This is a genomic window from Paenibacillus sp. MZ04-78.2 (assembly GCF_024213375.1).
Taxonomy (GTDB): Bacteria; Bacillota; Bacilli; order Paenibacillales; family NBRC-103111; genus Paenibacillus_G.
In genome coordinates this window covers 1-26976 of the sequence record NZ_JANAVJ010000015.1, presented here as the reverse complement: position 1 = coordinate 26976, position 26976 = coordinate 1, and the positions used below count along the sequence as shown (strand labels likewise).

Genomic DNA, 26976 nt, shown 5'->3' with positions numbered 1-26976 from the left:
TAGTTTATAAACAATCTCATTACATTGTGCGGAAGAACCGCCTTATGTCATGCATTGTTTGCATGCGTAAGGCGGTTTTTTGTCGTTGTCTGCGAACGAAAGGCGGGGAAACGAAGCCATGCTGCATTATGGTTTACAGCCGGGTCAGACGCTGACGGGGCGCTACCGGATCATGGCTCCTCTGGGGAGCGGCGGGATGAGCCGGGTGTTTTTGGCGGAAGACTTGAAGCTGAAGGGGAAGAAGTGGGCCGTGAAGGAGACATATGTCGGGGACGACCCGTCCGCGGGGGAAAGCGGCCAGGAGGCGGCGTTGCGGCGGCACGTGCTGCTTAAGGAAGCGGAGACGATGAGCCGTTTGAGTCATCCGAATCTGCCGGATATCGTCGATTACGTTCCTGCCAACGCCCACGGTTTTCTGTATCTGGTCATGGATTATATCGAAGGGGAAACGCTGTTGCAGCGTTTCGAGCGGCTGGGCCGCCGCATGAGCGAGGGACAGGCGGCGGAGATTGCGCAGCAGCTCTGCGGGCTGCTCGATTATTTGCATTCGCTCCGTCCGGAGCCGATCATTCACCGCGATTTGAAGCCGTCCAACCTGATGCTGGATACGGACGGACGGGTGCGCTTGATCGACTTCGGGACCGCACGCAGCTTTAAAGCGGAGCAAGCCGCCGATACGGTGCTGCTCGGCACGGTCGGCTTTGCCGCGCCGGAGCAGTTCGACGGGCGGCAGAGCGATCCGCACACCGATCTGTACGGCCTCGGCGCATTGCTGTATTTTTTGCTGAGCGGGGGCGCGTATTACAATCCGCAAAGCCCTTACCGCGAAGCGGAAGCGGCGATCCCGCCCGGGCTCACGCCGATTGTGCTGCGGCTGCTGCGCGCAAGCCCGGACGGCCGGTTCGCGGACGCGCGCGAAGCCGGGGCCGCGCTGGCGGGCTGGCTGGCTGCGCAGCTGCCGCAGCGGCCGGCGGCGCAGGCCGGCGCGCCGCTACAGCCGGGAGCGGCGTGGACGCCGCCGCTCGTGGTGGCGGTCGGCGCCCTGTACCCGGGCGCCGGGGCCACCTTTGCCGCGCTTGCGCTCGCGCGGCAGCTTCACGATCTCGGCGTCCCGCACGCCGTGATCGAGCCGCCTGCTCCGCAGGCGGAGCTGTCCGCGCTGCTGTTCGCGGACAAGAACGCGCCGTCGGCGTATCGCTGCTACAACGCGGCGGGGCAAGGCGGCCGCCCGGACGAGCGGCCTTGGGCGGACGGCCACACGCTGTGGCTGCCCGCCGAAGAGCCCGCCGCCGGCGCGGAAGAAACGCAGCTTGACGCCGGAGGCTGGCTGAAGCTGTTTCACGCGGTCCGACGCCCAGTGTGCATCGTGGACGTCGGCGCGCAGTGGGACCATCCTGCGGTGCGCGAGCTGCTCGAAACCGCGACGGACGTCGTCTATGCCGTCGACCCTTTCGCGCATAAGCTGGAGCTTCCCGCGACGCGCCGACGCCTGCGGCAGCTTGAAGCGTGGCTGGCGCCGGGACGGCGACTGCACTGCTTCGCGGTCAAGGCGCTGAAGTCGCCGCAAACGGAAGCGTGGCTGCGCTTGCTCCCGCAGCGCCCCGCCTGCCTGCTGCCCGCAGTGGATCTGGCGGCGCTGACCGAGGCCGGCTGGCAAGGGCGGCTGCCGCACGACATGCCGCCGGTCCGGGACGCGCTTCGCGAGGCCATGCTGCCGTGGCTCCGGCGGTGGCTGCCGGACGAGGTCATCCCCGCGCAGCGGGAGCGGAATCGTTTCGGTCCCGCGACCAAGCTGCTGCGGTTGTTCCAATCCAACAAATAACCCGTTTATCCAGAAAAACAGGAGGAGGTAGCGGTTTGCAGAAAGCATGGATCGTCATCACGCTGGGCTGCGTGCTGATGGCGGGATCGATATACGGATATTGGCAGTTCATGAAGCATACCGAAATTCAAGTTCGCACCATGACGACGGTCAAGCCGGTAAGGATGCTGCAAAGCGGGGAAGTCGTCGAAGCTTCCATGCTCCGCAAAGCGGTCATTCCGCTGGCGGCTCACAGCTCCGAAGCCGTAACGGACCTTGAAGCGCTGATCGGCAAGACGGTGCTTGTGCCGATTGCGGACAGCGAGGAGCTGGTTTCGTGGAAGTTGACCGACCGCAGCACAGTACCCCGTATGGGAGAGCGTTATTTCAGCTTCAAGACGGATGCGGCCGTCAATGTCAACAATATGGTTCGGCGCGGCGATCGCGTCGACGTATGGGTCGAATTCGAGACGCCCAAGTTCGTCACGACCGGCTCCGGCGCGCTATGGAGCGTCGGCGCGGTCAAAATTATCGAGCAGCTTCCGGTTACGGCGGTCAAGACGGCCGAAGGGCTGGAGGTGACGGACGGAGCGACGATTGAAACGGTCGTTCAGCCGAACCAAATCCAATTGCAGAACGCCCGTTCCAAGCCGAACGGGAAGCCAGAGCTGAACACTTACATGATGAACGACGAAGTGTACGAGGCCTACGTGCTCGGCGGCATCGGCGGAAAGATTAAGCTGGCGCTGCCCGACCTGTCCGCGCCCGCCGCCGTTTCGGGAACCGTTACGGGATTGTTTCAGGAGCTTAAGGAAGCGGATTTGTTCAGCAAAACCAAGCCCCAGGTTCAAGTGAAAGGCGAGCTGAATCGAAGCCAGATCAGCGGCAAGGAAAAGGAGCCCGCTGCCGCGCAGGGGAACGGCAGCGTTTTGCCAGGGCTCAAAGCAACGGAGGTGAAACCGGCATCATGAACCTATTGTTGGCACACCCGCAGGCCGGAGCGGCGGATCTTTTGGGGGCGCAATTAAGTCGTGCCGGCTCGGACTCGGATAGCATCGTGACGGTACAGCACCGTGACCGGTTGCTCGCCCGGCTGGAAGAACCGTTCGACGTTATTGCCGTCCATACCGGCTTGTTCTACGATTCGTATCCTTGGGATTGGATGCCGGAGATCCGGCGCAAGCAGCCTCAGGCCCGCGTCGTCGTAGCCCCGGACGAAGCCGTATACGATTCGTTCATGCTGGAGGCGTTGACGCGACTGGCGTTGACGCTCGGTTTCACCGTTTTGCCGCTGGGCGGAACGGAGCAGGAGACGTTCGAGGCGCTCGCCGCTTCCGTCGAAGGACGCAGCGTCCGCAAGGCGACCGGCGAGAAGCGAAGCGGCATCGTGGTTGCCGTCTGGTCTGCGAGCAGCAAGGACGGGGCGACGACGGTCGCCGTCAATACGGCGCTTGCGCTGGCATCGGCGAACCGTCTGCGCGTCGGGCTGATCGATGCGAATCTGCGCAACCCGGAAATTCGCTCGCAGCTGAATTTGACGGAGACGGACCGCAGCCAATTCAAGCTGCGGCCGAAGCTGCAGACCCATACGCTGCAGCCCGAAGACCTGCTCGATTCATGTATGACGTATCGGAAGATGACCGGACTGCACATTTTGACCGGCTCGCCCCGCCGAGACACCGCGCTCGATATGACGCCGGAAATGATGGCGCATTTGCTACAGACGGCAAGATCCGTATTCGACGTTACGCTGGTCGATCTGAACGCCTACCCGGATAACGCCGCGACGGTGTGTGTCGTCCGCGGAGCCGACATTCGTTGGCTCGTCGCCCAGAACAACTATGCTTCTTACCGCACGAGTTGGCGCGAATGGTTTGATTGCTATTGGAAATATTGCGGCCTGACTCCGTCTGACATCTCGCTGATCCTCAACCGTGCATCGTCGGACGATAAGCCCGAACGGATCGCGGACGCGCTGCACATGTCTTTGGGCGCTTCGATTCCGAATGCGCCGGGCGGTCTCGGCATGAAAGCCGTGCATGAAGGGGTGCCCCTTTACTTGATGCCGAAGGCGGAGCCGTTCACCGAAGCGATCGACGGGTTGGCGGCATTGCTGACGAAGCGCGCCGAAGGAGACGTGCAGGGAATGGAGCTTGTTCCGGGCCAGCGGCGTAAACCGGGGTGGATCTCCAGATTGAGCGCCTTGTTCGGATAGGAGGGACTGATTTGTCATTACCGACAGCCCATCGAGCGGGCGGGCGGATGCGCCCGAGAACCCGATTCGACGCCGGGCAATATTTGAAGGATCTGATGCAGGCGGACCAAGCGCGCGAGCGTATGCCTGCCTCGTGGGCGAGCCTGAACGCGGCCGTGCATAAAAAAGGCGTGCAGCGGATACCGCTGGCCGATGCGGTGAAGCTGGTGTACGAGCATTTAACCGAGCGCTCCAAGAAGGACCAGGCGCTGTACGAAGATATTTTGCAAGCCGGACTTGGCGAGCCGCTGGCGCAGGTACGGATGAAAGCGGTCATCGATACGCTGCTGACCGAATACCGCATCGATATCGACCCGGACACGCTGACGCCGCCGCTGACCCCGACGGAGTGCGTATTTGCCGACACGTGCGGCGCGGGATTGATCGAGGATTTGTACCGGCTGCCCGACGTGGAAGAGGTTCAGGTCATCGGCTGCGACATCTTTCTGCTTCGCAACGGAGAGATGACGCGTCATTCCCGCCGGTTCGCTTCACTTGCCGACGTTTTGCTGCTGCAGGACCGTTTGGCGCTGTGCGGCAAAAAGCCGATCAACGAGCGGCAGCCGTTCATCCAGTCCTATTTGTGGAACCGTTCGCGGCTCGTGATGACCCGGCCGCCTTATTCCGATGTCCCGAGCATTCATATCCGCAATTTCATCGTCAAGGACGTGACTCTTGAACTGCTGGCCGATTTACATACGTTGAACGAGCCGATGGCGCGTCTCCTGCGCCTGCTGGTCCGCTACCATGCCAGCTTTTTGATCGGCGGGGGCACGGCGACCGGCAAGACGACGTTTTTGTTCGCGCTGGCGCAGGAAATTCCGGAGAACGAACGGATTCGGACGCTGGAGAAAGAATTCGAGGTCGCGCTCCGTGAGCGGCTACGGGGGAACCGGAACATTTTGGCCGTCCGGGAAGTGGATGAGATCGGGCTGAGCATGGAGGAATCGTTCAAGCCATTGCTTGTGATGAGCCCGCATTGGGTGATCGTCGGTGAAGCGAAAGGCTCCGAGGTGTCCCAGATGGTGCAGGGCGCGCTGCGCGGTCACGACATGATGGGCACGATGCATACGAAGTATCGCGATTCGTTTATCAGCGACGTCGTGGATATGATCAAGCAGGACGGGCGGCAGCATGACCAAACCGATACCGTCCGGCGCGTAGCCCGGGCGTTTAACCTTATTGTGTTTTTGCGGCTGGTGCGCATCGGGGGAAAGCCGGTTCGGGTCGCGACGGAAATTACGGAGCTTTCTGTGGACGAGCGGCAGACGGTACATATCCGTCCGCTGGTCGAATGGGATTTTCAGCGGCAGACGTGGAGGTTTACCGGTGAGCGGTTCAGCCGTTCGCTGATGGACCATCTCGTGGCAAACGGCGCCAATCCCGACGAGTTTCGGGAACTGGGGGTATGGGGAGCATGAGTGTGTCGGCGCAGCTCATTCAAGGCAGTCTCAAGGGCTTGCTCTTTGGCTGCTGGATCGTCGGGTCGCTGCTGCTGGTCGTGTGGTTGTTGCGGGTGACCGGGGCCGGCGCGGCCCGGCGCCGCCGCTTCCGGTCGCTCGGGGGCGATCCCGGCCGTCGAACCATGGGGAGATCGCTTACCGGCCTTAGGCCTATCCGACATTTGGCCGAGGAAATGGAAGTTGCCGAGCTCAAGATCGGGGTCGAGGCGATCGGCGCAGTCATGCTGCTGTTGGCGTTTGTCGGATTTTTCGGTTCGGATGCGGCCGTGCAGCTGATGCAGCAGCGTTTTGCCGTCGGCGCGGACCGGCTGCAGGGCTTTCACGTATGGACGCTCAGCGGCGCTATCGCCTTTTTGCTCGGCTCGTTTCCTTACTTTTATGTCCGGTTTCGCGTTCAGCGCAAGCGTCACCGCATTGCGAACCGCATGATCATGCTCGTGCAGAACTTGATCGGCTATTACCGCCCCCGGCTGACGCTGGCCGAAGTGATCGTCAAAGCGTCGAAGACGATGCCGGACGAGGTCCAAAGCGAATGGAGACGCTTGGAGCTCGCGCTTCATATGAAATCGGTCGATGAAGCGCTGTACGAGTTTGCGCGCCGAATCCAGAGCGAATGGGCCGACGATCTCGCGGATTTGCTGCTGATCGGCTCGCACTACGGCACCGATGTCACCGAATCGCTGCATCACTTGGTCGGCAAGATGCAAGCGGCCAAGCGGCACGAAGAGAACCGGCTCGCCATGATTACCGTTTACCGGCTCGGTACGGCATTTATGATCGGCTTTGCTTTCTTCGTTGTCGGCTTCAACATTTATGCCGACGGGGCGAACTACCGCCACTATTTCGTCGATCCGGTCGGCAAGTCGCTGCTGATCGTCTCCAGCGCCGTCATGTTTATTTCGATGATCATGGTCATCAAATCGGGCCGCAAAGCGTTTTAAGCGAGCGATGATTAGCCAGTCGGCAAAACTTTCGCTGCGACGCGATATCCTATTTTCCGGAGAGGAGAATGCCCGATGACGGGAGTGGTTTCAAACGGTTGGATGCTGGCCTTTCAAGCGCTGTTTGCCCTGTTGTTCATAGCGGGCAGCGCGCTGTTGTGGTTCCCGCTTCTCGGACGCATCCGCTTCGGAAGGGCCAGCCGTTTGGCGATGATGCTGGAAGCGCTGAAGCGGCGGGAGCATCGGATGCTTGCCATGGACCGGCAGGAGGAAGCGCTGAGTCCCAAGGCGCGCGCGTTTGCCGAGAAAGCCCGGCTTGCCGGTCTGCCTGCGGATTGGGGCTATCAGCGCTTTCGCCTGCTTCGCGCAGGGCTCGCTCTCACGATGCTGTTGGTCGGCTTTATGGCTCAAGCGGCGGCAAGCCCCGATTTGCTTGCGAATCCGGGGCTCGGCCCGTGGTTCGGATTAGGGCTTAAGCTGCTGCTTTGCACAGCTTTGGGCTGGTGGGCTCCGCTGTTGTTTGTCCATGTGGCGGCGGCGCAGAAGCGAACCGGGTATCTGCTCGAAATCGCCAAGCTGTCTCAGCGGCTGTCGATCTGTGTCAGTGAGAAGGCGGACATTCGGGAGATGCTGATTCGCGCCGGACGGCCGCTCAAGCTGTTGAAGCCGCATTTGCAGGAGCTGACGGTCATGTGGGGCAAAGATCAGCGGGCTGCCATTTGGCGCTTTAAGGAAGCGGTCGGCATCTCGGAGGTGTTCCCGCTCGTTAACGCCTTGGATGCGGTCTGCCAGGCCGATACGAACGAAATGGCCAAAGTGCTCAAGGAGCAGACCTCCAGCATCGAGGCGACGCTGACGGCGGATATTCAACGGAAACTGGAGAACGCCCCGATTTGGATCAGCTTTTATATCATGATTCCGTTTGCCGTTATCGTTCTGCTGTTTTTGTACCCATGGATTGTCACCATATCCGAGCAGTTGATGACAAGCTTCGAGGGTTAGGCGCAGGGAAAGGCGGGGACGCATATGTCCAAAATCGTAATTGCCATGCTGATGGCGGTACTGCTGGGGGGCGCTACGCTGTATGTGCTCGGCGCGCAGATCGTTCCGGCGGCCGGCACGGCGGGAGCGAAGACGAACACGCAAATCAACAATGCGTTTCAATGAAACGATAACGATCGCGAAGGAGAGAGAGCTATGGGAAAGTTAGTCATTGCCTGCCTGCTGACCGTCCTGTTGGGTGGAGCGGCGATGTTCGTCGCAGGAGCGAAGGTCGGTCCGGCAGTAGGGGATAAGGGAGGCAGGCTCAACACAAGCATCTCCGGAGCTCAGGTGGATGTACGCAGCGGCTCCGTCATTACGACCGCACCATAATCTAAACGACAGAAAAGGATGAGAGCCCTGTGGGAAAACTGGTTATTGCCTGCTTATTGACGGTATTGCTCGGCGGAGCGGCTATGTTTGTAGCCGGATCGAAGGTTGGTCCTGCGGTAGGGGGCAAGGGAACAAAACTTTACGAGAGCGTGTCTCAGGCAACGGTCAATCAAACAAGCGGCGAAGCTACCTTGAAGCAGCCTTGAACCATGAGCAAACTAATTACATTATGTTTAGCGGTCGTGCTCATTTTCGGCATTTCGATTTATATTTTTCAACCGGCCGGCGGCGCTGGTCTGAAGCAGCAGGTTCGCAACGGTCATACGACGGTTACGAATCAGGTACGCAGCTTCGATTATGTCACAAATTGACGGTGATGTTGTAGTGAAAAGCAAAATCGCTGCTTTTCTGCAAGACGAGCAGGGAATGGCCAACGTCCTCGTAACGCTCTTCTTAATGCCTGTGCTGCTGTTTCTTTCGCTCGCGATCGTCCCGTTCTTTGTCTATACGATGAAGGCGGACCATCTGAACACGATTGCCAATCATGCGCTCAAGGAAATGGAATCCGTCGGCTATTTAAGCCCGACAGTGGAGTCCAATATGAACGCCAGATTAGCCTCGCTCGGGATGGGAGACGTGACGGTGAACGGCACGGCCTATCCGTCCTATATGGGGAGCACTCGGAGCAAAGTGCTTCGCGATGCCGCTGACCCGACGGTGAAGCTCGTTCTCAAGTATCCCGCGCCGAATTTGAGCCGTATGCTGAACGCCATCGGGGGTGGAGGGAACGCATCGGCCCAAGAAGGGTTTTATCATTTGGTGCTGTACGGAAAAAGCGAAGCTTATGAGTAGCTTGAAGCAATTTACTGGAAAAGGAGGGAAATACGTGTGCGGCGGGCATGGCAATGTCGGTTGAGAGCGGGAGCGTACGGCTTGCTGAAGGACGAAAAGGGGAGCGCGCATTTGTTGCTGTTTGGCTTGCTCGGTATGATGACAGCCGCTTTTATTTGGGTTATTGCGTTCAATTGGATGATGCAAACGTACGGCATGAACAAAACCAAACCGCTGCTTGATCGTGCTACGCATGCCGCCTCATTGGACATCGTGCCGGAGGAAGCGGCGCTCGGCCGCCTTGTGTGGGACAGCGCGAAGGGGACGGATGATTTCTACCGGTACCTTCGGCTGAACTTGAAGCTGGACAGCGATCTGACGCCGGAAGCGGGAAGCCACCTTCGCGAGGCCCCCATCGTGCATCGTTTGGAATTTGTCACCAGTCCCGCGTATCCTTATGTGCTTCAGCGAACGATTACCATTCATACCGGTACAGCCAAGCAAACGACGCGTAACGTTCAGGTGACGATTTATGGGCCTTCTGTCGTTGCTATCGTGGAGATGAACCAGCCTTTGCTCGGTCTTTCCCGCAACGAGCCGGTTGTGCTCAGCAGCGTCGCCAGCGTCCGATTCCGTTAACTCTCCAAAGACCGGAGTCTTTCGTTCAAAGCTCCTCTTTTGCATTTTCCAGTTGCGGCAGGTAATGTAGAGATACAGGATTTCTGCCATAGGAGGGACTAAATATGACCGAATACGTACAACGCATCGGTCGCTTGCAGCAGAAGCTGCAGGCCCATCAGCTTGACGGCATGATGATTACGCAAAATGTGGACTTGTATTATTTGACCGGCTCCATGCAGACCGGTTATCTGTTCGTTCCTGCGGAGGGCGAGCCGCGCTTTTACGTCCGCCGCAGCGTCTTGCGCGCACAGGAGGAATCCGCAGCCGCAGTAGAGCCGCTCGGCTCGTTCCGCGCCTTCGGCGCCCAACTGGCCCAAACGTTTCCGCAGCTTGCGTCCGGTTCCGCCGTAACGCTTGCCGCTGAATTCGACGTGCTGCCCGTACAGCAATGGCAGCGGTTGCAAAGTGTGCTTCCACACGTTGTGTGGAAGGATGGGTCCATGCTGATCCGCGAGACGCGCATGATCAAATCGCCGCACGAGATCGCTTGTATCCGCGAAGCTGCACGAATCATCGACGGCGCGCTTGAGGATGCGCTCGCGAAGCTTAAGCCGGGCATGACCGAATTGGAGCTGATGAGCGCCGTCGAACACCATATCCGGCTGCACGGCCATATCGGGGTGATGCGTCTGCGCGGATATAACCAAGAAGTGCTTACCGGAGTGATTGGCGCAGGCGAAGCCGTTGCCAAGCCGACATACTTTGACGGCCCGGCGGGCGGTCAAGGGCTCGGTCCGGCCGTCCCGCAGAGCGTAAGCCGGAGGCCGATCGAGCGGAACGAGCCGATCTTGATCGATATCGGATGCTGCATCGACGGATACGTGATCGATCAGACCCGGACGGCTGTGATCGGCGATTTGCCAGACGACCTGCGACAGGCATATGACGTATCCGAGGCCATCATCCGCAGCGTCGAATCGATGCTGAAGCCCGGTACGTTGTGCGAGCAGCTCTACATCCATTCGCTTGGCATGGCCCAGGAAGCAGGGCTTGGTGAGCAATATATGGGCTTCGGCGACGACCAGGTCAAATTTTTAGGACACGGTATCGGCCTGGAGCTCGACGAGCTGCCTGTGCTGGCCAAAGGCTTCCGGTATCCGTTGGAGCCGGGGATGGTTATTGCGATCGAACCGAAGTTTACCTTCCCCGGGCGGGGGGTTGTCGGAATTGAGAATAGCTACGCGGTGACGGACAACGGCTTCGAGAAGCTGACTGTATCGCGGGAAGGGCTCATCCGGTTATAAGGCGTATGTGCGCCAAATGGTGCCTGCCGTGCCAAGCGTACAGCCCAATATTTTGATCGAGCCGGATGATGCCGCTGTCCGGATGGCGAAACTCTCTTGCAAGCTCCTCATCCGAGAGGCTACGCAGCAGCAGCACCCATCGTTCGTGCAAGGCGTCCAGCAGCGCTAGCGATAACGCGACCGGGGCTTGCCGGGTATCCGGCAGCTCCGCCCAGCGTTCCTCCCGATACGGCTTGATCATGGGCACTTCCTCCGTCAATGCCAGCTTAAAGCGAATGAAGCTGTTCATGTGGCTGTCCGCCATATGATGAACGACCTGTCTCATCGTCCATCCTCCCGGCCGGTAAGGCATATCGAGCCGAGCCTCATAAAAGATAAAATTGAAGACCAATCCCTTCTAAATCTGGTCTAGCAATCTCTGTCTCTTAGATAGATTGGCTGGAACAGCGTTGAAGTCCTTCTGCCACCCAACAAGCGGGATATTTTTGGTTCACTCGGACGAGGTACATCACATTGCCTAACCCTCGAAAAGATGATAATATAATAGAATTCATTATCAACGCTCTGTGACCGTTGTAAGAGAGATTCATTGCATCATACACAAATTCCTTACACCATGCATTCTATGTTAATGAAGTCAGCAAATAGAGCATGAATCCAAGGCAAGGGCCGGTTGACCAAGAGGGGGAACGTCCATGCTGCGTCTGGGACAGAAGATCGTTATTATTGGCGACAGCTTCGAACTAAATTTGCCGATCGGCGAATATGGATATATTATCGCGTACGACCGCAATGCGGACAATGTGTTCGATTACGTGGTTCGGATTCCGAAAGTGAACAAGCATTACTTCGTACCGGGCGCCGATGTCGAGCTGGAGGAAGTACTCATTCAGCTGGAAGTGGATCGGCTGGAACGAGAAGCGCTGATCGATTTTGCACTCGCGACGAAGAACGAAGAGCTGTTTCGCCGGGTAATGAACGGCGATACGGAAGAAGTCGTAGCGGAGACGAATAAAGAGGTGCAGTCCAAAGAAGACTTCATCAAGCAAGTCAATCTGAGGGCTTGGATCTGAAGCGTGTATTTAATAGAAACGTGATAGAGTAGAAACGAAAGAATCGGGTTGTGGCCTCGAAAGGGGCGCTGCTGGTTCTTTTTCTTTTGGGCAAAATCACGCCGTTCCCAATTGAGTTCAACCTTTAACTCCGCTATAATGATAAGAATGATCGTCAGTAGAGTGAGGTGCAGGAATGAGCATAACCGTGAAGGATGTCGAACATGTGGCCGCGCTCGCCCGACTGGAGCTAAGCGACCGCGAGAAAGAGCAGTTTACCGAGCAGTTGAACGCCATATTGAAATATGCCGGGCAGCTGGAGCAATTGAACACGGACGATGTCGAACCGACCAGCCACGCGATGCCGCTTGTCAATGTCATGCGTGAAGACGAGGTCAGACCGTCGCTGCCGATTGAGAAAGTGCTGCTTAACGCCCCGGACGAAGAAGACGGGCAGATCAAAGTGCCTGCCGTATTGGAATAAGTGTGGAATCTACCGAGGCGAACCTGAAGGGAGGACTTGTGCTTGTCTTTGTTTAATTTGCGTTTGCAGGAACTGCATAACAAGCTTCATGCGAAGGAACTCACCGTCTCCGATCTGGTGGACGAGTCGTATAAACGCATTGCCGCTGTTGACGGCAAAGTGAAGGCGTTTCTCAAGTTGGACGAGGAGAACGCCCGTACGAAGGCGAAGGAGCTGGACGCCAAAGCAGGCGGCAGCGAACCGCGCGGGTTGCTGTTCGGGCTGCCGATCGGCATCAAGGATAACATGGTGACCGAAGGCGTCACGACAACGTGCGCAAGCCAATTTTTACGCAACTACAACCCGATTTATGACGGAACAGCGGTCCGTAAGATCAAGGAAGCGGATGCGGTCAGCATCGGTAAGCTGAATATGGACGAGTTCGCGATGGGCGGCTCCAACGAAAACTCCAGCTTCCATCCGACGCACAATCCGTGGAATCTCGACTACGTTCCGGGCGGCTCCAGCGGTGGCTCTGCGGCGGCGGTTGCTGCTGGCGAAGTGTATTTCTCGCTTGGCTCCGACACCGGCGGTTCGATCCGACAACCTGCGGCATACTGCGGCATTGTCGGCCTTAAGCCGACTTACGGACTCGTTTCCCGCTTCGGCCTGGTCGCGTTCGCGTCCTCGCTCGACCAAATCGGTCCGCTCACCAAAAACGTCGAAGACAGCGCTTATTTGCTCCAGGCGATTGCCGGGCACGATCCGCTCGATTCCACGTCGCTTAACACGGAAATTCCGGATTACGTCAGCGCTTTGACGGGCGACGTTCAAGGGCTGCGGATTGCCGTCCCAAAGGAATATTTGGGCGAAGGCATCGATCCGAAGGTGAAGGATGCCGTCTTGACCGCTTTGAAGGTGCTGGAAGGCCAAGGAGCGATTGTGGAAGAAGTATCGCTGCCGCATTCGGAATACGCAGTTGCGACTTATTATTTGCTCGCTTCCTCCGAAGCGTCCTCCAACCTGGCGCGCTTCGACGGCGTACGTTACGGCGTGCGCGCGGACAATCCGAAAAATTTGCTTGATATGTACGTCCAATCCCGCAGCCAAGGATTCGGCGATGAAGTGAAGCGCCGCATCATGCTCGGAACGTATGCGCTCAGCTCTGGTTATTACGACGCCTACTACTTGAAGGCGCAAAAGGTCCGTACGCTGATCAAGCGCGACTTCGAGCAGGTGTTCGAAAAATACGACGTGGTTATCGGACCGACGGCTCCGACGCCGGCCTTTAAAATCGGCGCTCAAGCGGACGACCCTCTGACCATGTATCTGAACGATATTTTGACGATTCCCGTCAGCCTCGCCGGCATTCCGGCCATCAACGTTCCTTGCGGATTTGCCGACGGTCTTCCGATCGGATTGCAGATTATCGGCAAGGCGCTGGACGAATCGACGATTTTGCGCGTCGCTCACGCTTATGAGCAGCAAACCGACTTCCACAAGCAGCGTCCGCAGCTGTAATAGAAAGGAGCCACCTTTAGTGACAGCAGCAACCGACAAGAAATACGAGACGGTCATCGGGCTCGAGGTGCACGTTGAACTGCACACGAACTCCAAAATTTTCTGCGGCTGCTCCACCGCCTTCGGAGCTCCGCCGAACACCCATACGTGTCCGATTTGTCTCGGACATCCCGGCGTGCTTCCCGTGCTGAACAAGCAAGCGGTGGAGTACGCGATGAAAGCGTCGATGGCGCTCAACTGCCAGATTGCAACGGAGAGCAAATTCGACCGCAAAAACTATTTTTACCCCGACTCCCCGAAGGCGTACCAAATTTCGCAGTATGACAAGCCGGTCGGCGAGCATGGCTGGATTGAAATCGAGGTCAACGGCGAAACGAAGCGCATCGGCATTACGCGCGTGCATTTGGAGGAAGATGCGGGCAAGCTGACGCACGTGGACGGAGGCCATGCCTCGCTCGTCGACTTCAACCGCGTCGGCACGCCGCTGATCGAGATCGTGTCCGAACCGGACCTCCGCTCTCCCGAGGAAGCGCGGGCGTATCTGGAGAAGCTGAAAGCGATCATGCAGTACTGCGATGTCTCCGACGTGAAGATGGAGGAAGGCTCGCTGCGATGCGATGCGAACATCAGCTTGCGGCCTTACGGGCAGGAGGAATTCGGCACCAAGGCCGAGCTGAAGAACATGAACTCGTTCCGTGGCGTACAGCGCGGACTGGAATACGAAGAATGGCGTCAGGCGGACGTGCTGGACAGCGGCGGTAAAGTCGTACAGGAAACGCGCCGTTGGGACGAAGCTCAGGGCAAGACGCTGACGATGCGGAGCAAGGAACAAGCGCACGACTATCGTTATTTTCCGGACCCGGACCTTGTGGCGCTGCACATCGAAGACGCTTGGAAAGCGCGCGTCCGCGATTCGATTCCCGAGCTGCCGGACGCCCGCAAGAAGCGGTACGTCAGCGAATACGGTCTGCCGAGCTATGACGCGGAGGTCATCACGTCGTCGATCAAAGTGGCCGACTTTTTCGAGGAAAGCCTCAACTTCACCAAGGACGCCAAAGCCGTCTCCAACTGGATTATGGGCGATCTGCTCGGCTACTTGAACGCGAACAACCTGGAGCTGCAGGATGTCAAAGTGACCGGTAAAGGTCTCGGCGAAATGATCGGACTGATGGAGAAAGGGACGATCAGCAGCAAAATTGCCAAAACTGTCTTTAAAACGATGCTGGAAACGGGCAAAGCCCCGCAGACGATCGTTGAGGAGCAGGGGCTTGTGCAGATCAGCGACGAAGGCGCGATTTTGGCTGTCGTTGAGCAGATCGTTGCGGGCAATCCGCAATCGGTGGCAGACTTCAAAGCGGGCAAAGAGAAAGCCGTCGGCTTCCTGGTCGGTCAAGTAATGAAAGAGACGAAGGGGAAAGCTAACCCCGGATTAGTAAACAAATTGATTATCGAGGTCTTGAACCGTTAAGACTATCAAAAAGAGGCTATCCTTGGGGACAGCCTCTTTTGTTGTGACCCAACGTTTCGTTTGGTAAAATATAGGGCAATCTAAGTGCCACCGCTGTCGCATGAGGCTCGAAGGAGGCTGCATCCTCATGATCAGACCGATTGATTTAAGCGATTTGAACGCCGTGCTGGAGCTGCTGTCGCTTCAGCAGATCGCATACCGTATCGAAGCGGAGCTTGTCGGCTTCGAAGAGATTCCGCCGCTGCTCGATTCGCCGCTTTCGCTCCGGGAGTCGGGGGAAGCGTTTTTCGGCTGCTATTCGGATGAGCGGCTTGTCGGTGCGGCAGCCTGCAAGCAATCGCCCAAGGAAATGACCGTTTGCCGGATGATGGTGCATCCCGACTGGTTCCGTCACGGGATTGCCAGCCGTCTGCTGGAGCATATTGAGCAGCATACCCCGCCGGGAACGGTGATTAAAGTCGCTACGGGCACGAACAATACGCCGGCAGTACGGCTCTACGAAAAGCACGGGTACGAGCCGGTACAGGTCCATTTGCTCGCACCCGGCATTACGCTGACCCAATTTCAAAAAATCGTGTAGTCGTCAAAGGCAACCGCCGCGCCGTCGACCGTACGCTGTACAATCGTTTCCCCGCGTATGGTCAGCTGCAATCGGTGGCCGCAGCGAGTCGTATAAGCAACCGATAAGGCTCCATCGCCGTCTTCGAAGACAGGCTGCTTGTCCGGAGTGCCTGCAAACGCACGCCAGTCGTCCAGCGTCTTTACGCTGGACGCTTCTGCTTCCGCCGTCCCCATCGCTTCGACCACGACAGCGTTCCGTCCGTTAGAAAGCAGCGAGGCTGCGGACAGGCGATCATTTTGTTCCGTCACGCGCAACGGCTGCATCAGGTGGACTGCTACGAAGACCTGCCCGAGCTTTCCGTAGCCACTTCGTTCTTCGACATGCCATTCGCCCTTGGGCAGGCATCCGATCAGCGTATCGGCGGCCTCAGCGTCCGGCGGCACGTCCCAGACGGCAATGACCGTGTCTTTGTCCAGCAGCACCTGTCCGTAAGAGCTGGCGTGGCGGTCGTCACCCGGCGTGTAATTGGCCCCGGGATGGAAGAAGTACAGCTGATTTACGCCGAGCGCAGCCGTTGCCGTATCCAAGGGCAGCGAGACATCCCAACGCAGCTGTTCGTTGTCGAATTCGTCGCGCCGCTCCCAAATGCCACCGAGGGCATAGTCGTTCGTCAAATAGGCATACGTATGAGCTTCGGACTCGACTTTCTCATCGGCTTCGGCAAAACGGATTTTGCGCTTGACCTCGTAAGGCGCTTGGCGGTTCATGGCCGCCTCCCGGACAGCCTCCGATACTTCATAGGTGAAGAGCGCCGCTCCCTCCAGACGCGGGAAAGTCGTCGGCGCCGGAAAATCGCCGAACTGGATATAGTCGTGCGGCGTATTCGTATCCTTCGGAGCATCGTGCGGCCAGATCCGGGACTGCGGCCCGACCCAAGCGCCGCGCAAATACAATTCCGCGCGGAGTCTCCACAAGTATTCGAGCAGCTCCTCCGCGACCTTACGCGCTTGTTCATTCCGGACGATTTCCCATACGCAAGTGAAAGCTTGAATCCAATGCCAATGCCAAGGGAGGCAGCCGTATTCTTTGAATCCGAACGTATATACGTGGTTCAGCTGGCGGCGGGCGCATGCCGTCCCTTCCCGAAGCAGCTCCTCGTCGGCGAATACGTGCCCAAGCAGCAGCTTTAATGCGGTATGCTTCGCTTCGTGATGGTGCATCGACGCCAAAGGGTGGCGGTATACGCCGCTTTTGTATATGTGCAGCAGAGCCGCTTGAAGCTCGCCGTCCAGTTCAGGGGGCAGCGCGTGCCGCATCCTTTCGTGGAACAGGATCAGCAGGCATCCCATCAGCTCTACCGGCAGTACGTGCGGCTTCGCCGCGGCCGGCTCGTCTCCCAGATTTAACGGCCAATGCCCGTACATCGGGCTGTCCGGATTTTGGTCCTGCAGCGTCAGTACTTGCCGAAGCATCCGGACCGACAGACCGGCTGCCGCTTTCCGGGTCCCCTCGCTCCATCCGGGAGCGCCTTCCGCCACATAGGCAAACAGATGGGAAGCAAAATAAAAGTTGTCGCGCACATCATTATGAAACCAATAGCCGCTCTCCAGCAGAGGCAGAGCAAGAGCCTGCTCGGCCGCAAGACGGAGAACGAGACGTCTCCGTTCGTTCGTTTCCTGTTTCATGAAGCACCATTCCTCCAGTACTCGTCCCATGCTTAATTTAAACGTTTCACTTCTTTAGTCTACCTGCAACTGTACCGAAGTCAATGACTTTTCTGCGGAATATTTTTACAGGGTCTCCATCGGAAGTCATGACGTGTTACAATAGTCATCAATATCTCTTGTTGTAAGGAGGCGGTTTCATTTATGCATGATCCATGGACGATCGATACGCTTCATATTACGCTCAGATTAGTATTGTCGCTGCTGTTCGGCGGCTTGATCGGGATCGAGAGGGAGCAGAGCAGCCATGCCGCCGGACTGCGCACGCACATGCTCGTTTGCCTCGGTTCCACGCTGATTATGCTCTTATCCATGTATGGTTTTTCCGAATTTGCCAAGCTGGACAACGTACGGTTGGACCCGTCCCGACTGGCGGCTCAAGTCATCAGCGGAATCGGATTTCTCGGTGCGGGCACCATTCTATATACAGGCAAATCGATCACCGGCCTTACGACGGCCGCTTCCCTATGGGTGGTAGCCGCGATCGGTCTTGCGACGGGAGCAGGCTTTTATTATGCGGCCGCACTAAGCTGCGTGTTTGCCTTGATCAGTTTGTTTGTGCTTAACCTGGTGGAGAAAAAATACTTCCGCGCCAAAAAGCTGCACCATATTCAACTGAAAGCGCTGGATACGCCGAGCTTGATTGGCAAAGTTACAGTTCTGATTGCTAATAAAGGAAGCGTAATCCAGAAGCTTTCCGTCGAAGAGATGCCCTTGGAAGAAGAGGATTTCATTCATATCACCCTCACGCTGAGGCTTGCCAACGGCGACAATCTCAGCCAAACCGTCGAAGATCTGATGCGGCTGGACGGCGTCCGTTCCGTTTCCTGCGATTAAAATAAAACTTTTTGAATGGTTTTGAAGGGGGTTCGGGGAGGAACGGCGTCTAAGGTTTCAAGTGCGCAGATCAAGGCGGTGAGCAATGTGGAGAGCATGGCGGATGAACAGTTGGTCGACCTAATCCGTCAAGGAGATGAAGAAGCGTACCGGGTATTGATGGCACGTTATCAGGACTATATCTATACGCTGATTTATCGCATGACCTTACATCGCGAAACAGCCGAAGATTTGACTCAGGAAGTATTTATCAAGCTGTACCGTTCCCTCGCCAACTTTCGCGGCGACGCCAAGTTTAAAACCTGGCTTTACCGGATGACCGTCAATCTGGTCACCGACTACAGGCGTTCGCAGCGGCGCAAGCCGTACGAAGCGATTTTGGACAAAATTAAGGGCTGGTTCGGAGACCGCCGGGAAGAGCCTGAGGCCCGCGCGCTGCAAAAGGAAGAGCAGGAAACGATGCAGCGGCTGCTCGCCGACCTGCCGGACAAATACCGGCTCATTCTGTATTTATATCACTACAAACAGTTGTCGTATCAAGAAATTTCGGATGTGACCGGGCTGCCGATGAAGACGATTGAAACGAGACTGTATCGCGGCAAATCGCTGCTTAAAGAAAAATGGCTGGAGGTGCGGGGACATGACCATCATGCATCCAAACGATCAAGAGCTGCTACGCTTTCTGAATAAAAGCTGCTCTGAATTGGAATACCATCGGATTGCACGTCACATGAAGACTTGCGCTCCATGCCGCAGGAAACTGTCTGACTTGTTGGACCTCGAACTGATGTTGGATCAGCTTGCCGTCGAACAGGCGCCTGCGGAGTTGACGGACCGCGTCATGTCTGCTTTGCGTTCGGGAAGAGCGCATGCGTCATCGGACCGGCCGCTGCCGGGTCACCCGGCGTTCGAGGCGCAAGCTTCCTCGGCCTGGCGCAAATGGAAGCCTTATTGGCGTACCGAGCTGCTTCACGGGATGGTCGCCATGGCCGCTACGTTCCTGTTTATCGTTTCCGGCGCATTCGGGAAGCTGGCGTCTCTGGATCCGAATCAATGGGAGGCCGACGTTCGTACCGGCGCCCTTCAATTGTTCCACGTCGTCGAATCGGTATCGCGCCAATTGCTGTCATAAGGAGGGAATCAACGAATGCAGGACCAACCGAAAGGCCCACATTATCATCGTGAGGATCGGGAAGACGAGTTTTTGCGGGAACGAATGGAGCGGTGGGGACAGTCTCAAAAACCGCCGTTCGACCCTTTTTTCAGACCGAAGCCTCATAAGAGCAAATGGCTAGCCGGGTTATTTTCGTTTTTTATTCCAGGCACCGGACAATTATATCTGGGCTTGATGCAGCGGGGCTTGGGGATCATGCTGCTGTTTATGATGAATATTTTCGCCATTGTATATTTCGCAACGAGAGGATCGGAAAGCATTCCGCTGATCGTTTTGTTTTCGCTGCTTATGCCTGTCACTTACTTCTACAATATCTTCGATGCGCTGCAGCAGACGGATCGGGTTAACGGGTACGGGCATCCCCTATATTTTGACGAACCCCGGATGGAAGGGGATTCCCCGTTTGCATCCGAAAAGCCGCTGCGCAAACTGCGTCAGGGAAACATATTCGGCTATGCGCTCATCGCAGCGGGCGCGCTGTTGTTTTTGGCCGGAGGGAAGCCGCAGTGGCTCGAACGCATATTTGACTTTGTCGGTTCGTCATTTGGCGCCGTGATTTTGATTGCCATCGGGGTATTCATGTTCTATAAAGAATCCAGGAAAAAATAAGGAGAGAATTCGCATGCATAAGGCGGGCCGTTACACGGCGGCAATTTTGCTCGTATGTGTCGGCGGCGCCGTAATTGCCGACAAGACGACGGGCACACACCTGACTACGATGCTGGCGGATTGGTGGCCTCTGTTGTTTGTTTTGCTCGGAATTGAATATATTTTGTTCAATATCAAATTTGGAAACAGCGATCGTCAATTGAAGCTCGACATCGGCGGGATTATTTTCGCGGTCCTTATCGCTGCCATCGTCATTATCAGCGCCCAGAGCGGTGAGCTTCTGAAAAAGTTCAACGGCTTGAACGTTAACGGGACGATCGATATGATGGCTGAAGGAAAAAAATTCGATAAAGGCATAACTGCCATCGAGCTTCCTGTTCCCGTCGACAACGTGAAGGTGGACAATGAAAGTGGCAACGTCGTTCTTAAGGCCGGGCCGGTCGGCCAGCTTCAAGTCGAAGTTAAGGTTTATGTTAAAGGTGTCAGTGAAGACGACGCGCAAGCACTCGCGAACGAATCCAAGCTGGAACACAGCGTGAGCGGCAATACGCTCAATATCCAGACTGTCGCCAAAGAATACGAAGGCGTCGGCGCCCTGTTCGGAAACCGCAAACCGCGGATGGATCTGGTCGTCACGTAGGGGACGTTTAAAGGCGTAAAATTACAATCGACCAACGGGTCCATCGAAGTGAGAGGCGCGGTTGTCGACGGCGACCGGGACGTGAAAACGACCCACGGCAAGCTTGAGGTCAAGCTTCCGCAAAAAGGCGACTACCGGATCGACGGCACAGGGGACAAGGGAGGCATCAAAACCAATCTGCCTTTGTCCATTCAAGAAGACAGCGTCCAAGGAACGGTCGGCAGCGGCAAACATACGATTAAGCTGCATACCAACGACAGGCTTACCATCCAGGAGGCCAATTGACAATTTGCTGAAAATCCGGATAAAATAAAGTGATACACTCTTTTCCCGGATTAGGCGGTGAGCACCATTGAACCATTCATTGGAACAGGCACTTAACAAACTCAAAACGATGGGCATTCGGATGACTCCGCAGCGGCATGCCATTTTATCTTATTTGATCAACACAATGTCCCATCCGACGGCGGATGACATATATAAAGCGTTGTCGCCGCTTTTTCCTAGCATGAGCGTGGCGACGGTATACAATAACCTTAAGGTATTTATCGAAAGCGGATTGGTTCGGGAGATGACCTATGGTGATCATTCCAGCCGCTTTGACGCGGATTTGTCCGAGCACTACCATGCGCTTTGCGAGGAATGCGGCAAGCTAGTCGACTTCGCTTACAAGCCGCTGGACGACCTGGAGCAGGCAGCCGGCGAAATGACCGGATTCCAGGTGAAAAGCCATCGGGTGGAAGTTTACGGCATTTGTTCGGACTGTGCCAAGCAGGCGACATGATAGATTCGTAGAATTAAGGTATAATGGGCGTGTCTGGATTCCCGCGGCTGCGGGTCGACGCGTCCTTTTTTTCTTTAACCATTAGCTTTTCCTCATCATGTGACGGGAGTGAAACCATGGAACCGACGTTTGAAGCGGGAGGCGGGTCGCGCCGCAAAAAAAGAAAGACGACCTTTGTCCTGTTGTTTTTTGCCCTCTTATGCGGTCTTAGTTTAGGCGCTTATTTATGGGTCAAGTATGTCCCGAATTGGCAGCATGAGCAGCCTGACTTTAACGGTAATCCCAAACCGATCTTCTCCGAAGGCGGTATGCTGGGCCAACCCGCTGTTGGGCAGAAGGAAAGCTTGAAGCTTCCGTTCGACATTGTGAAGGAACGGATTGATTCGACGCTGGTCTATGAGAAAGCGAGCGAATCGACGATCATTACGACGCAAAACAAAGTGGTCCGGCTGCGAACCAGCCAGTTGACCGGGATGGTCAACGAAAAGCCGTTCACGCTTAAATTCCCGCTTGAGAAGTCGAAGGGGATTTTATACCTGCCGATCGATCCGCTGAAAGAATTATATAAGATCGACTTGCGGGAATCGCCGGATACGGGGGCCGTTTTGCTTTTTAAGGAAGGCGAGACGATTCGGTGGTACAAGACGATGGCCATTCCGGATAAGCCCGATAAAACGATTGCCATGCGGCGGGACCCGACAATCAAAGCTCCGATTTATGCGGATTTGAAGCAGGGAGAGAGCTTGATCGTATGGGGCGAGGAAGGCGAATGGTACCGGGTGCAGCAGACGAACGGCTATATGGGATATATCCGCAAGGATCAGTTGGTTGCCGACCGGGACGAAGTGATCCCGAAAAAAGTACCGGAGCCTCCGTTCGCGGCTAAAAAGCCCATCAGCGGCAAAATCAATATGACTTGGGAGCAGGTCGTGACGAAAAATCCGGACACCGCCAAAATTCCCGACATGCCGGGACTGGATGTGGTCAGTCCGACGTGGTTCCATCTGGAGGACGGCGAGGGCAATCTGAAAAACTTGGCCGATCCTGCCTATGTCAAATGGGCTCACGACCGAGGGTACCAAGTTTGGGGGCTATTCAGCAACGGCTTCGAGCAGAAGCGGACGACCCAAGCGCTCTCCACTTACGACAAACGCATGAAGATGATCAAGCAGCTGCTTGCCTTCGCGCAGATGTATTCCCTGCAAGGAATCAACATCGACTTCGAGAACGTGAATATAAAAGATAAGCAAAACCTGGTTCAATTCGTCCGGGAAATGTCGCCGCTCTTGCATGAGCAAGGCCTCGTCGTTTCCATGGATGTCACCGCCAAATCAAGCAGCGAGTCATGGTCCAAGTTTTACGACCGGAAAGCGCTGATCCAGTCGCTCGACTATATGATGCTGATGGCTTATGACGAGCATTGGGCGAGCAGTCCGAAGGCCGGTTCCGTCGCTTCGTTGCCGTGGGTGGAGAAGTCGATTTCCGAACTGCTGACTGAAGAGCAGATTCCACCGTCCAAGCTGATTCTCAGCATTCCTTTCTATACGCGGGTATGGACCGAAACGAAAAAGAACGACAAAACCAAAGTAAGCTCGAAAGCCGTGTTTATGGATATGCCCCAGCGCATTATCAAGGAGAAGAAGCTTACCCCTGTATTTTCCCCGGAAACGGGACAAAATTACATCGAATATACGGAAGCGGGCAAGCTCAACAAAATTTGGATCGAAGACGAAACGTCGGTAAAGGCGCGTATCGAGCTCGTGAAAAAGTACGATTTGGCCGGTGTCGCATCGTGGCGGAGAGGATTCGAGAATCCTGATGCGTGGAACTGGATCAGTGCGTCACTGGAAACACCGAAAAAATAACGATCAATAACAAAATAAACCGGCTTGCCATCGAACGATAATTGGCAGAGCCGGTTTATTTTATGGCGGTTACGGAGAAGTCGTTTCACTGGCTTGATGCGTCGTCGGGCTTGCTGCCGAATCGGTGGCCGGAGCATATTTCGGGTCAAGCGTCAGAATCGTTTTGCAGAACATGCAGCGGTCTGTTTTCCCCAGCATCTTGGTTGGCTTTCCGCATTCGGGGCATTCGATTACCGTAGCGCTGGTCGACATCATTCCCGCGGCAAAATAGACTCCCATGCTCACCAGCATGGCAATGGCCCCGATGACCATACATACGGCTGCAAGCATACGGCCGGCGGCCCCCCATTCGAAGACGATCCCGGCAAGTCCGAGGATCATCAGAAGCATTCCGCCCATGGTCAGCAGCAGCCCCCACAGCCGGAATTCATTTACTTTACTTGACTTGAATTTCATGTCTTTCACTTCTTTCTTGTAAGAATTGTGAGTGTCGTCACAAAAGAATGCAGGAAACGGCGGCTTCATGTAGAAATAACTATTCCATGTAGAAATAACTTTTCAATGAAGAACGCATGTGGCTATCGTCAGGAGGCTTTCACGATGGATTCCTTAAAAGCATATTGGGTGGAAAGGCTCCGTCAAGAAGAGTCCGTTATCAGCGTAGCGGCCGTCGACAATCCTTCTTTGTTCTCGGCTGTCACCGACGGATTCGACATTGTGCTTTTGGTTGTCAGCAACAATAACGAACGCGCTCATCAACAAGTTCATTATATAAAAGACAACCGCCGTATACAAGAAAGATGGTTAAGCCCGGATACTCTGGATGCGCTGATTTTGCGCGGCGAGTATCGCAATATGATTTATTGGATCTTAAAAGGGGAGATACTCTTGGATCGGGATATGTATTTGGAGACCCTGCGGCATAAAGTGCTTGAGTTCCCTCCTCCGCTGAGAGAGCACAAGCTGCTGATCGAGTTCTCCAAATTTTTGCGATGCTATTCGCAAAGTAAGGAATACATCTTAGACGAGCATTTGCTCGATGCATACAACAATATATTGGAGGCGCTGCATCATTGGGCGCGAATCGTCATTATCGATTCCGGCAATCATCCGGAGGTGACGGTTTGGCGGCAGGTGAAGACGATCAATCCCGGCGTGTACAAGCTGTACGAGGAGCTGACGTTAAGTAAAGAGACGTTAAAACAGCGCGTTCAACTGTTGCTGTTGGCCAGCGAATTTTCCGTCATGTCCAAGATGGAGCGCTGCTGCAAACCGCTGATCGAACTGCTTGCCAGCCGCGAGGAAGCTTGGAGCCTTCAGGAGCTGCAGCAGCAGCCTGAGCTGGCGGACATTAAAGCGGATCTCCCGCTGCTCTTGAATAAGCTGGTCAAAAAATCGTTGGCTAAAGAAATCGTCTTTACCCATGACCCGGAACTATCCGTGCTGGAGATGCGGTATAAGGATGTCAAAAGCTAACTGTTGTGCTATAATGTATCGGACAATCAAATAGCCACTAGGGGAGCTCCGACTTGCGGAGCTGAGAAAAAGAAGCGTGTTCTTTGACCCTTGGAACCTGTTATGAAGTCTGCGTACAGCAGGCATCACTGGATTATACCAGCGTAGGGAAGTGGACGAATGCCAGCAAACTGCATATGAAGTATGCAGACAACATTCGGCCAGCCCGCCTGCGGGTTGGCTTTTTTTGCTTTTATCGGCAAAGTGGGTGGAGGTGATAAGGATGCGATTAACCGTGAACGGGGAACTGAGGGAGATGGACAACGCGGCTACCGTAGCCGAACTGCTTTCGGCGTTTAAACTGGACAATAAAATTTTGGTTGTCGAATTAAACCGGGAAATTATTGATCGCACCCGGTATGAGGAAGCCCGCCTGAACGACGGAGACCAGATCGAAATCGTCCATTTTGTCGGCGGCGGCTGAATAAAATTTATGTTGAAGGAGCTACCAGCATGAGCGACACGTTAAAAATTGGCCCTTATGAATTTCAATCCCGGCTGCTGCTCGGGACAGGGAAGTTTTCGGATTTGAAGATTCAAGAGCAGGCTGTTCAGGCTTCGGATGCGGAAGTGTTGACTTTTGCCATCCGCCGTTTGCCGATCGACAATCCAGATGCGCTTAACTTTTTGGAAACGGTAGATTTGAAAAAGTTCACGCTGCTTCCTAATACGGCCGGCGCCTATACTGTAGAGGAAGCTGTGCGCATTGCGCGGCTGTCCAAAGCTTCCGGGCTTTGCGATATGATCAAAGTAGAAGTGATTGGAGATCCCAAAACGCTGCTTCCCGATCCGGTAGGAACGCTGGAGGCAACGAAAATTTTAGTAGAGGAAGGCTTTATCGTATTGCCTTATACTTCGGATGACCCGATATTGGCCCGCAAGCTGCAGGAAGCGGGAGCCGCGGCCGTTATGCCCGGAGCATCGCCGATCGGTTCCGGTCAAGGGATCGTTAACCCGAATAATTTGCGTTTTATTATTGAGGAAGCCAAAGTTCCGATTATCGTCGATGCGGGCATTGGCGGTCCTGCGGATGCTGCCTTAGCTATGGAGCTTGGCGCGGATGGCGTGCTGTTGAACACGGCTGTTGCCGGTGCGCATGACCCTGTTCTGATGGCCGAAGCGTTCAAGCTGGCTGTGGTCGCGGGGCGCAAAGGCTTCTTGGCGGGCCGCATCCCCAAAAAGCGCTATGCGTCTGCCAGCAGCCCCGTCGAAGGCATGATAGAGTAGTAGAGTGTTGTTATCGTCCGGCTGCTTTCGAGCGGCCGGATATTTTTATTTATTTTAAGGGTTGACTTTCAAACTTAAGATGTGTTAAATTAAATCTCGCCGCTAAAAACGGCTGCCTTTAAAAACTTAATCCAGCAGCTTCAAAAAAATGGTTTTGAAAAAAATGCTTGCATTAAGTTAGGCAAATGTGATATATTATAAAAGTCGCCGCTAAACAAGGTGACAACAACCGACAAAGCTTGAGATGCTTGACAGTATGGGTTTTGTTGGAGAAATTGCCCTTTGAAAACTGAACATTGAGTGAGTGTCATAAAGAGAATTCTCGTCAGTAGTAAATTTTGAGCTTGTCAGCTTTTCTTTAATGGAGAGTTTGATCCTGGCTCAGGACGAACGCTGGCGGCGTGCCTAATACATGCAAGTCGAGCGGGCTTTGCCTTCGGGTAAAGCTAGCGGCGGACGGGTGAGTAACACGTAGGCAACCTGCCTGTAAGACTGGGATAACTACCGGAAACGGTAGCTAAGACCGGATAAGTGGTCTTCTCGCATGAGGGGATCAAGAAACACGGGGCAACCTGTGACTTACAGATGGGCCTGCGGCGCATTAGCTAGTTGGTGGGGTAATGGCTCACCAAGGCGACGATGCGTAGCCGACCTGAGAGGGTGATCGGCCACACTGGGACTGAGACACGGCCCAGACTCCTACGGGAGGCAGCAGTAGGGAATCTTCCGCAATGGACGCAAGTCTGACGGAGCAACGCCGCGTGAGTGATGAAGGTTTTCGGATCGTAAAGCTCTGTTGCCAGGGAAGAACGTCGCGGAGAGTAACTGCTCTGCGAATGACGGTACCTGAGAAGAAAGCCCCGGCTAACTACGTGCCAGCAGCCGCGGTAATACGTAGGGGGCAAGCGTTGTCCGGAATTATTGGGCGTAAAGCGCGCGCAGGCGG

The 26976-nt window shown here is 55.6% G+C and carries 30 protein-coding genes, 1 rRNA gene and 2 pseudogenes; 30 read left to right on the top strand and 3 right to left on the bottom strand.

What is annotated here, in order from left to right; translation table 11 throughout:
- The first annotated feature begins 85 nt into the window (after positions 1-85).
- The 13 genes from NLX71_RS13220 (at position 86) to NLX71_RS13160 (ending at position 10589) form a co-directional block, all read left to right on the top strand.
- Positions 86-1822, top strand: coding sequence for a serine/threonine-protein kinase (locus NLX71_RS13220; RefSeq protein ID WP_254364142.1), 1737 nt, complete (start codon positions 86-88; stop codon positions 1820-1822).
- A 35-nt stretch (positions 1823-1857) separates the two neighbouring features.
- Complete coding sequence (locus NLX71_RS13215) at positions 1858-2772, top strand: CpaB family protein (RefSeq protein WP_254364140.1); 915 nt, start codon at positions 1858-1860, stop codon at positions 2770-2772.
- Positions 2769-4016 carry a CpaE/TadZ family protein gene (locus tag NLX71_RS13210; RefSeq protein WP_254364138.1) on the top strand — a complete coding sequence of 416 codons (1248 nt, stop codon included), beginning with the start codon at positions 2769-2771 and terminating at the stop codon, positions 4014-4016. The genes NLX71_RS13215 and NLX71_RS13210 overlap by 4 nt, the downstream gene beginning before the upstream one ends.
- Positions 4017-4027: 11 nt before the next feature.
- On the top strand, positions 4028-5476 hold the full coding sequence (locus NLX71_RS13205) for an ATPase, T2SS/T4P/T4SS family (protein WP_254364136.1): 1449 nt from the start codon (positions 4028-4030) through the stop codon (positions 5474-5476).
- Positions 5473-6459 carry a type II secretion system F family protein gene (locus tag NLX71_RS13200; protein ID WP_254364134.1) on the top strand — a complete coding sequence of 329 codons (987 nt, stop codon included), beginning with the start codon at positions 5473-5475 and terminating at the stop codon, positions 6457-6459. Before NLX71_RS13205 ends, NLX71_RS13200 begins: the two co-directional genes overlap by 4 nt.
- 75 nt (positions 6460-6534) lie before the next feature.
- Positions 6535-7461, top strand: a complete 927-nt coding sequence (locus NLX71_RS13195; RefSeq protein ID WP_254364128.1) for a hypothetical protein — start codon at positions 6535-6537, stop codon at positions 7459-7461.
- Positions 7462-7485: 24 nt separating this feature from the next.
- The gene (locus NLX71_RS13190; protein WP_254364126.1) at positions 7486-7626 is read left to right on the top strand and encodes a hypothetical protein; all 141 of its coding nucleotides are present in this window, start codon (positions 7486-7488) and stop codon (positions 7624-7626) included.
- A 30-nt stretch (positions 7627-7656) separates the two neighbouring features.
- Complete coding sequence (locus NLX71_RS13185) at positions 7657-7833, top strand: hypothetical protein (protein ID WP_254364124.1); 177 nt, start codon at positions 7657-7659, stop codon at positions 7831-7833.
- Between the two features lie 29 nt (positions 7834-7862).
- Entirely contained in the window at positions 7863-8039 is a 177-nt protein-coding gene (locus NLX71_RS13180; protein WP_167670326.1) for a hypothetical protein, read from the top strand.
- A gap of 3 nt (positions 8040-8042) precedes the next feature.
- Entirely contained in the window at positions 8043-8204 is a 162-nt protein-coding gene (locus NLX71_RS13175; protein ID WP_010502157.1) for a hypothetical protein, read from the top strand.
- A gap of 13 nt (positions 8205-8217) precedes the next feature.
- Positions 8218-8685, top strand: coding sequence for a hypothetical protein (locus NLX71_RS13170; RefSeq protein ID WP_254364122.1), 468 nt, complete (start codon positions 8218-8220; stop codon positions 8683-8685).
- 36 nt (positions 8686-8721) lie between these two features.
- Positions 8722-9303, top strand: a complete 582-nt coding sequence (locus tag NLX71_RS13165; RefSeq protein ID WP_254364120.1) for a hypothetical protein — start codon at positions 8722-8724, stop codon at positions 9301-9303.
- Between the two features lie 104 nt (positions 9304-9407).
- Entirely contained in the window at positions 9408-10589 is a 1182-nt protein-coding gene (locus NLX71_RS13160; RefSeq protein WP_254364119.1) for a M24 family metallopeptidase, read from the top strand.
- On the opposite strand, the pseudogene NLX71_RS13155 reads toward NLX71_RS13160, so the two are convergent.
- Positions 10576-10956 (bottom strand): annotated as a pseudogene (locus tag NLX71_RS13155) (YfiT family bacillithiol transferase); the annotation flags it as partial. The gene NLX71_RS13160 and the pseudogene NLX71_RS13155 sit on opposite strands and share 14 nt — an antisense overlap.
- 328 nt (positions 10957-11284) lie before the next feature.
- Between NLX71_RS13155 and NLX71_RS13150 the strand changes: the two are divergent.
- From NLX71_RS13150 to NLX71_RS13130, 5 genes are all read left to right on the top strand, one after another.
- Positions 11285-11662 carry an ATPase gene (locus tag NLX71_RS13150; protein ID WP_254364117.1) on the top strand — a complete coding sequence of 126 codons (378 nt, stop codon included), beginning with the start codon at positions 11285-11287 and terminating at the stop codon, positions 11660-11662.
- A gap of 175 nt (positions 11663-11837) precedes the next feature.
- Entirely contained in the window at positions 11838-12125 is a 288-nt protein-coding gene (gene gatC / locus NLX71_RS13145) for an Asp-tRNA(Asn)/Glu-tRNA(Gln) amidotransferase subunit GatC (protein ID WP_036684822.1), read from the top strand.
- A 42-nt stretch (positions 12126-12167) separates the two neighbouring features.
- Complete coding sequence (gene gatA, locus NLX71_RS13140) at positions 12168-13625, top strand: Asp-tRNA(Asn)/Glu-tRNA(Gln) amidotransferase subunit GatA (protein WP_254364115.1); 1458 nt, start codon at positions 12168-12170, stop codon at positions 13623-13625.
- Positions 13626-13644: 19 nt separating this feature from the next.
- Positions 13645-15093 (top strand): Asp-tRNA(Asn)/Glu-tRNA(Gln) amidotransferase subunit GatB, encoded by a 1449-nt coding sequence (gene gatB, locus NLX71_RS13135; RefSeq protein ID WP_254364113.1) that lies wholly within the window; start codon positions 13645-13647, stop codon positions 15091-15093.
- Positions 15094-15220: 127 nt separating this feature from the next.
- On the top strand, positions 15221-15673 hold the full coding sequence (locus NLX71_RS13130; RefSeq protein WP_254364112.1) for a GNAT family N-acetyltransferase: 453 nt from the start codon (positions 15221-15223) through the stop codon (positions 15671-15673).
- Here the strand turns inward: NLX71_RS13130 and NLX71_RS13125 are convergent.
- Positions 15658-17340 (bottom strand): hypothetical protein, encoded by a 1683-nt coding sequence (locus NLX71_RS13125; protein ID WP_254364110.1) that lies wholly within the window; start codon positions 17338-17340, stop codon positions 15658-15660. The two genes, NLX71_RS13130 and NLX71_RS13125, sit on opposite strands and share 16 nt — an antisense overlap.
- 183 nt (positions 17341-17523) lie before the next feature.
- Between NLX71_RS13125 and NLX71_RS13120 the strand changes: the two genes are divergently transcribed.
- The 8 genes and pseudogenes from NLX71_RS13120 to NLX71_RS13085 all read left to right on the top strand — a co-directional run bounded on the left by NLX71_RS13120 (position 17524) and on the right by NLX71_RS13085 (position 23288).
- Positions 17524-18216: an MgtC/SapB family protein gene (locus tag NLX71_RS13120; protein ID WP_254364108.1), complete on the top strand. Its 693-nt coding sequence runs from the start codon at positions 17524-17526 to the stop codon at positions 18214-18216.
- 96 nt (positions 18217-18312) lie between these two features.
- Positions 18313-18906: an RNA polymerase sigma factor gene (locus NLX71_RS13115; protein ID WP_254364215.1), complete on the top strand. Its 594-nt coding sequence runs from the start codon at positions 18313-18315 to the stop codon at positions 18904-18906.
- 79 nt (positions 18907-18985) lie between these two features.
- Positions 18986-19348 carry a hypothetical protein gene (locus tag NLX71_RS13110; RefSeq protein WP_254364106.1) on the top strand — a complete coding sequence of 121 codons (363 nt, stop codon included), beginning with the start codon at positions 18986-18988 and terminating at the stop codon, positions 19346-19348.
- A gap of 15 nt (positions 19349-19363) precedes the next feature.
- Positions 19364-19999, top strand: coding sequence for a hypothetical protein (locus tag NLX71_RS13105; protein ID WP_254364104.1), 636 nt, complete (start codon positions 19364-19366; stop codon positions 19997-19999).
- 13 nt (positions 20000-20012) lie between these two features.
- Positions 20013-20639 carry a LiaF transmembrane domain-containing protein gene (locus NLX71_RS13100; protein ID WP_254364103.1) on the top strand — a complete coding sequence of 209 codons (627 nt, stop codon included), beginning with the start codon at positions 20013-20015 and terminating at the stop codon, positions 20637-20639.
- Positions 20640-20654: 15 nt separating this feature from the next.
- Positions 20655-20924 (top strand): annotated as a pseudogene (locus NLX71_RS13095) (DUF4097 family beta strand repeat-containing protein); the annotation flags it as partial.
- Between the two features lie 67 nt (positions 20925-20991).
- Positions 20992-21423 (top strand): peroxide-responsive transcriptional repressor PerR, encoded by a 432-nt coding sequence (gene perR / locus NLX71_RS13090; protein ID WP_302058223.1) that lies wholly within the window; start codon positions 20992-20994, stop codon positions 21421-21423.
- Between the two features lie 116 nt (positions 21424-21539).
- Entirely contained in the window at positions 21540-23288 is a 1749-nt protein-coding gene (locus NLX71_RS13085) for a glycosyl hydrolase family 18 protein (protein WP_254364100.1), read from the top strand.
- 69 nt (positions 23289-23357) lie between these two features.
- Here the strand turns inward: NLX71_RS13085 and NLX71_RS13080 are convergent, their stop codons facing one another.
- Positions 23358-23744, bottom strand: a complete 387-nt coding sequence (locus NLX71_RS13080; protein WP_254364098.1) for a DUF2614 family zinc ribbon-containing protein — start codon at positions 23742-23744, stop codon at positions 23358-23360.
- Between the two features lie 144 nt (positions 23745-23888).
- On the opposite strand from NLX71_RS13080, the gene NLX71_RS13075 reads away from it, so the two are divergent.
- The 4 genes from NLX71_RS13075 to NLX71_RS13060 all read left to right on the top strand — a co-directional run.
- The gene (locus tag NLX71_RS13075; RefSeq protein WP_254364097.1) at positions 23889-24764 is read left to right on the top strand and encodes a nucleotidyltransferase-like protein; all 876 of its coding nucleotides are present in this window, start codon (positions 23889-23891) and stop codon (positions 24762-24764) included.
- Positions 24765-25026: 262 nt separating this feature from the next.
- Entirely contained in the window at positions 25027-25227 is a 201-nt protein-coding gene (gene thiS, locus NLX71_RS13070; protein WP_254364095.1) for a sulfur carrier protein ThiS, read from the top strand.
- A 29-nt stretch (positions 25228-25256) separates the two neighbouring features.
- Complete coding sequence (locus NLX71_RS13065; protein WP_254364093.1) at positions 25257-26030, top strand: thiazole synthase; 774 nt, start codon at positions 25257-25259, stop codon at positions 26028-26030.
- Positions 26031-26388: 358 nt separating this feature from the next.
- A 16S ribosomal RNA gene (locus tag NLX71_RS13060) occupies positions 26389-26976 on the top strand; the annotation flags it as partial.

Coding starts and splice junctions, on each gene's coding strand:
- NLX71_RS13075 (WP_254364097.1), top strand. CDS start 23,889: ATGGATTCCTTAAAAGCATATTGGGTGGAAAGGCTCCGTCAAGAAGAG.
- NLX71_RS13200 (WP_254364134.1), top strand. CDS start 5,473: ATGAGTGTGTCGGCGCAGCTCATTCAAGGCAGTCTCAAGGGCTTGCTC.
- NLX71_RS13150 (WP_254364117.1), top strand. CDS start 11,285: ATGCTGCGTCTGGGACAGAAGATCGTTATTATTGGCGACAGCTTCGAA.
- NLX71_RS13120 (WP_254364108.1), top strand. CDS start 17,524: ATGCATGATCCATGGACGATCGATACGCTTCATATTACGCTCAGATTA.
- NLX71_RS13210 (WP_254364138.1), top strand. CDS start 2,769: ATGAACCTATTGTTGGCACACCCGCAGGCCGGAGCGGCGGATCTTTTG.
- NLX71_RS13105 (WP_254364104.1), top strand. CDS start 19,364: ATGCAGGACCAACCGAAAGGCCCACATTATCATCGTGAGGATCGGGAA.
- NLX71_RS13190 (WP_254364126.1), top strand. CDS start 7,486: ATGTCCAAAATCGTAATTGCCATGCTGATGGCGGTACTGCTGGGGGGC.
- NLX71_RS13080 (WP_254364098.1), bottom strand. CDS start 23,744: ATGAAATTCAAGTCAAGTAAAGTAAATGAATTCCGGCTGTGGGGGCTG.
- NLX71_RS13100 (WP_254364103.1), top strand. CDS start 20,013: ATGCATAAGGCGGGCCGTTACACGGCGGCAATTTTGCTCGTATGTGTC.
- NLX71_RS13125 (WP_254364110.1), bottom strand. CDS start 17,340: ATGAAACAGGAAACGAACGAACGGAGACGTCTCGTTCTCCGTCTTGCG.
- NLX71_RS13185 (WP_254364124.1), top strand. CDS start 7,657: ATGGGAAAGTTAGTCATTGCCTGCCTGCTGACCGTCCTGTTGGGTGGA.
- NLX71_RS13065 (WP_254364093.1), top strand. CDS start 25,257: ATGAGCGACACGTTAAAAATTGGCCCTTATGAATTTCAATCCCGGCTG.
- NLX71_RS13195 (WP_254364128.1), top strand. CDS start 6,535: ATGACGGGAGTGGTTTCAAACGGTTGGATGCTGGCCTTTCAAGCGCTG.
- NLX71_RS13085 (WP_254364100.1), top strand. CDS start 21,540: ATGGAACCGACGTTTGAAGCGGGAGGCGGGTCGCGCCGCAAAAAAAGA.
- NLX71_RS13175 (WP_010502157.1), top strand. CDS start 8,043: ATGAGCAAACTAATTACATTATGTTTAGCGGTCGTGCTCATTTTCGGC.
- gatC (WP_036684822.1), top strand. CDS start 11,838: ATGAGCATAACCGTGAAGGATGTCGAACATGTGGCCGCGCTCGCCCGA.
- NLX71_RS13160 (WP_254364119.1), top strand. CDS start 9,408: ATGACCGAATACGTACAACGCATCGGTCGCTTGCAGCAGAAGCTGCAG.
- NLX71_RS13130 (WP_254364112.1), top strand. CDS start 15,221: ATGATCAGACCGATTGATTTAAGCGATTTGAACGCCGTGCTGGAGCTG.
- thiS (WP_254364095.1), top strand. CDS start 25,027: ATGCGATTAACCGTGAACGGGGAACTGAGGGAGATGGACAACGCGGCT.
- NLX71_RS13115 (WP_254364215.1), top strand. CDS start 18,313: ATGGCGGATGAACAGTTGGTCGACCTAATCCGTCAAGGAGATGAAGAA.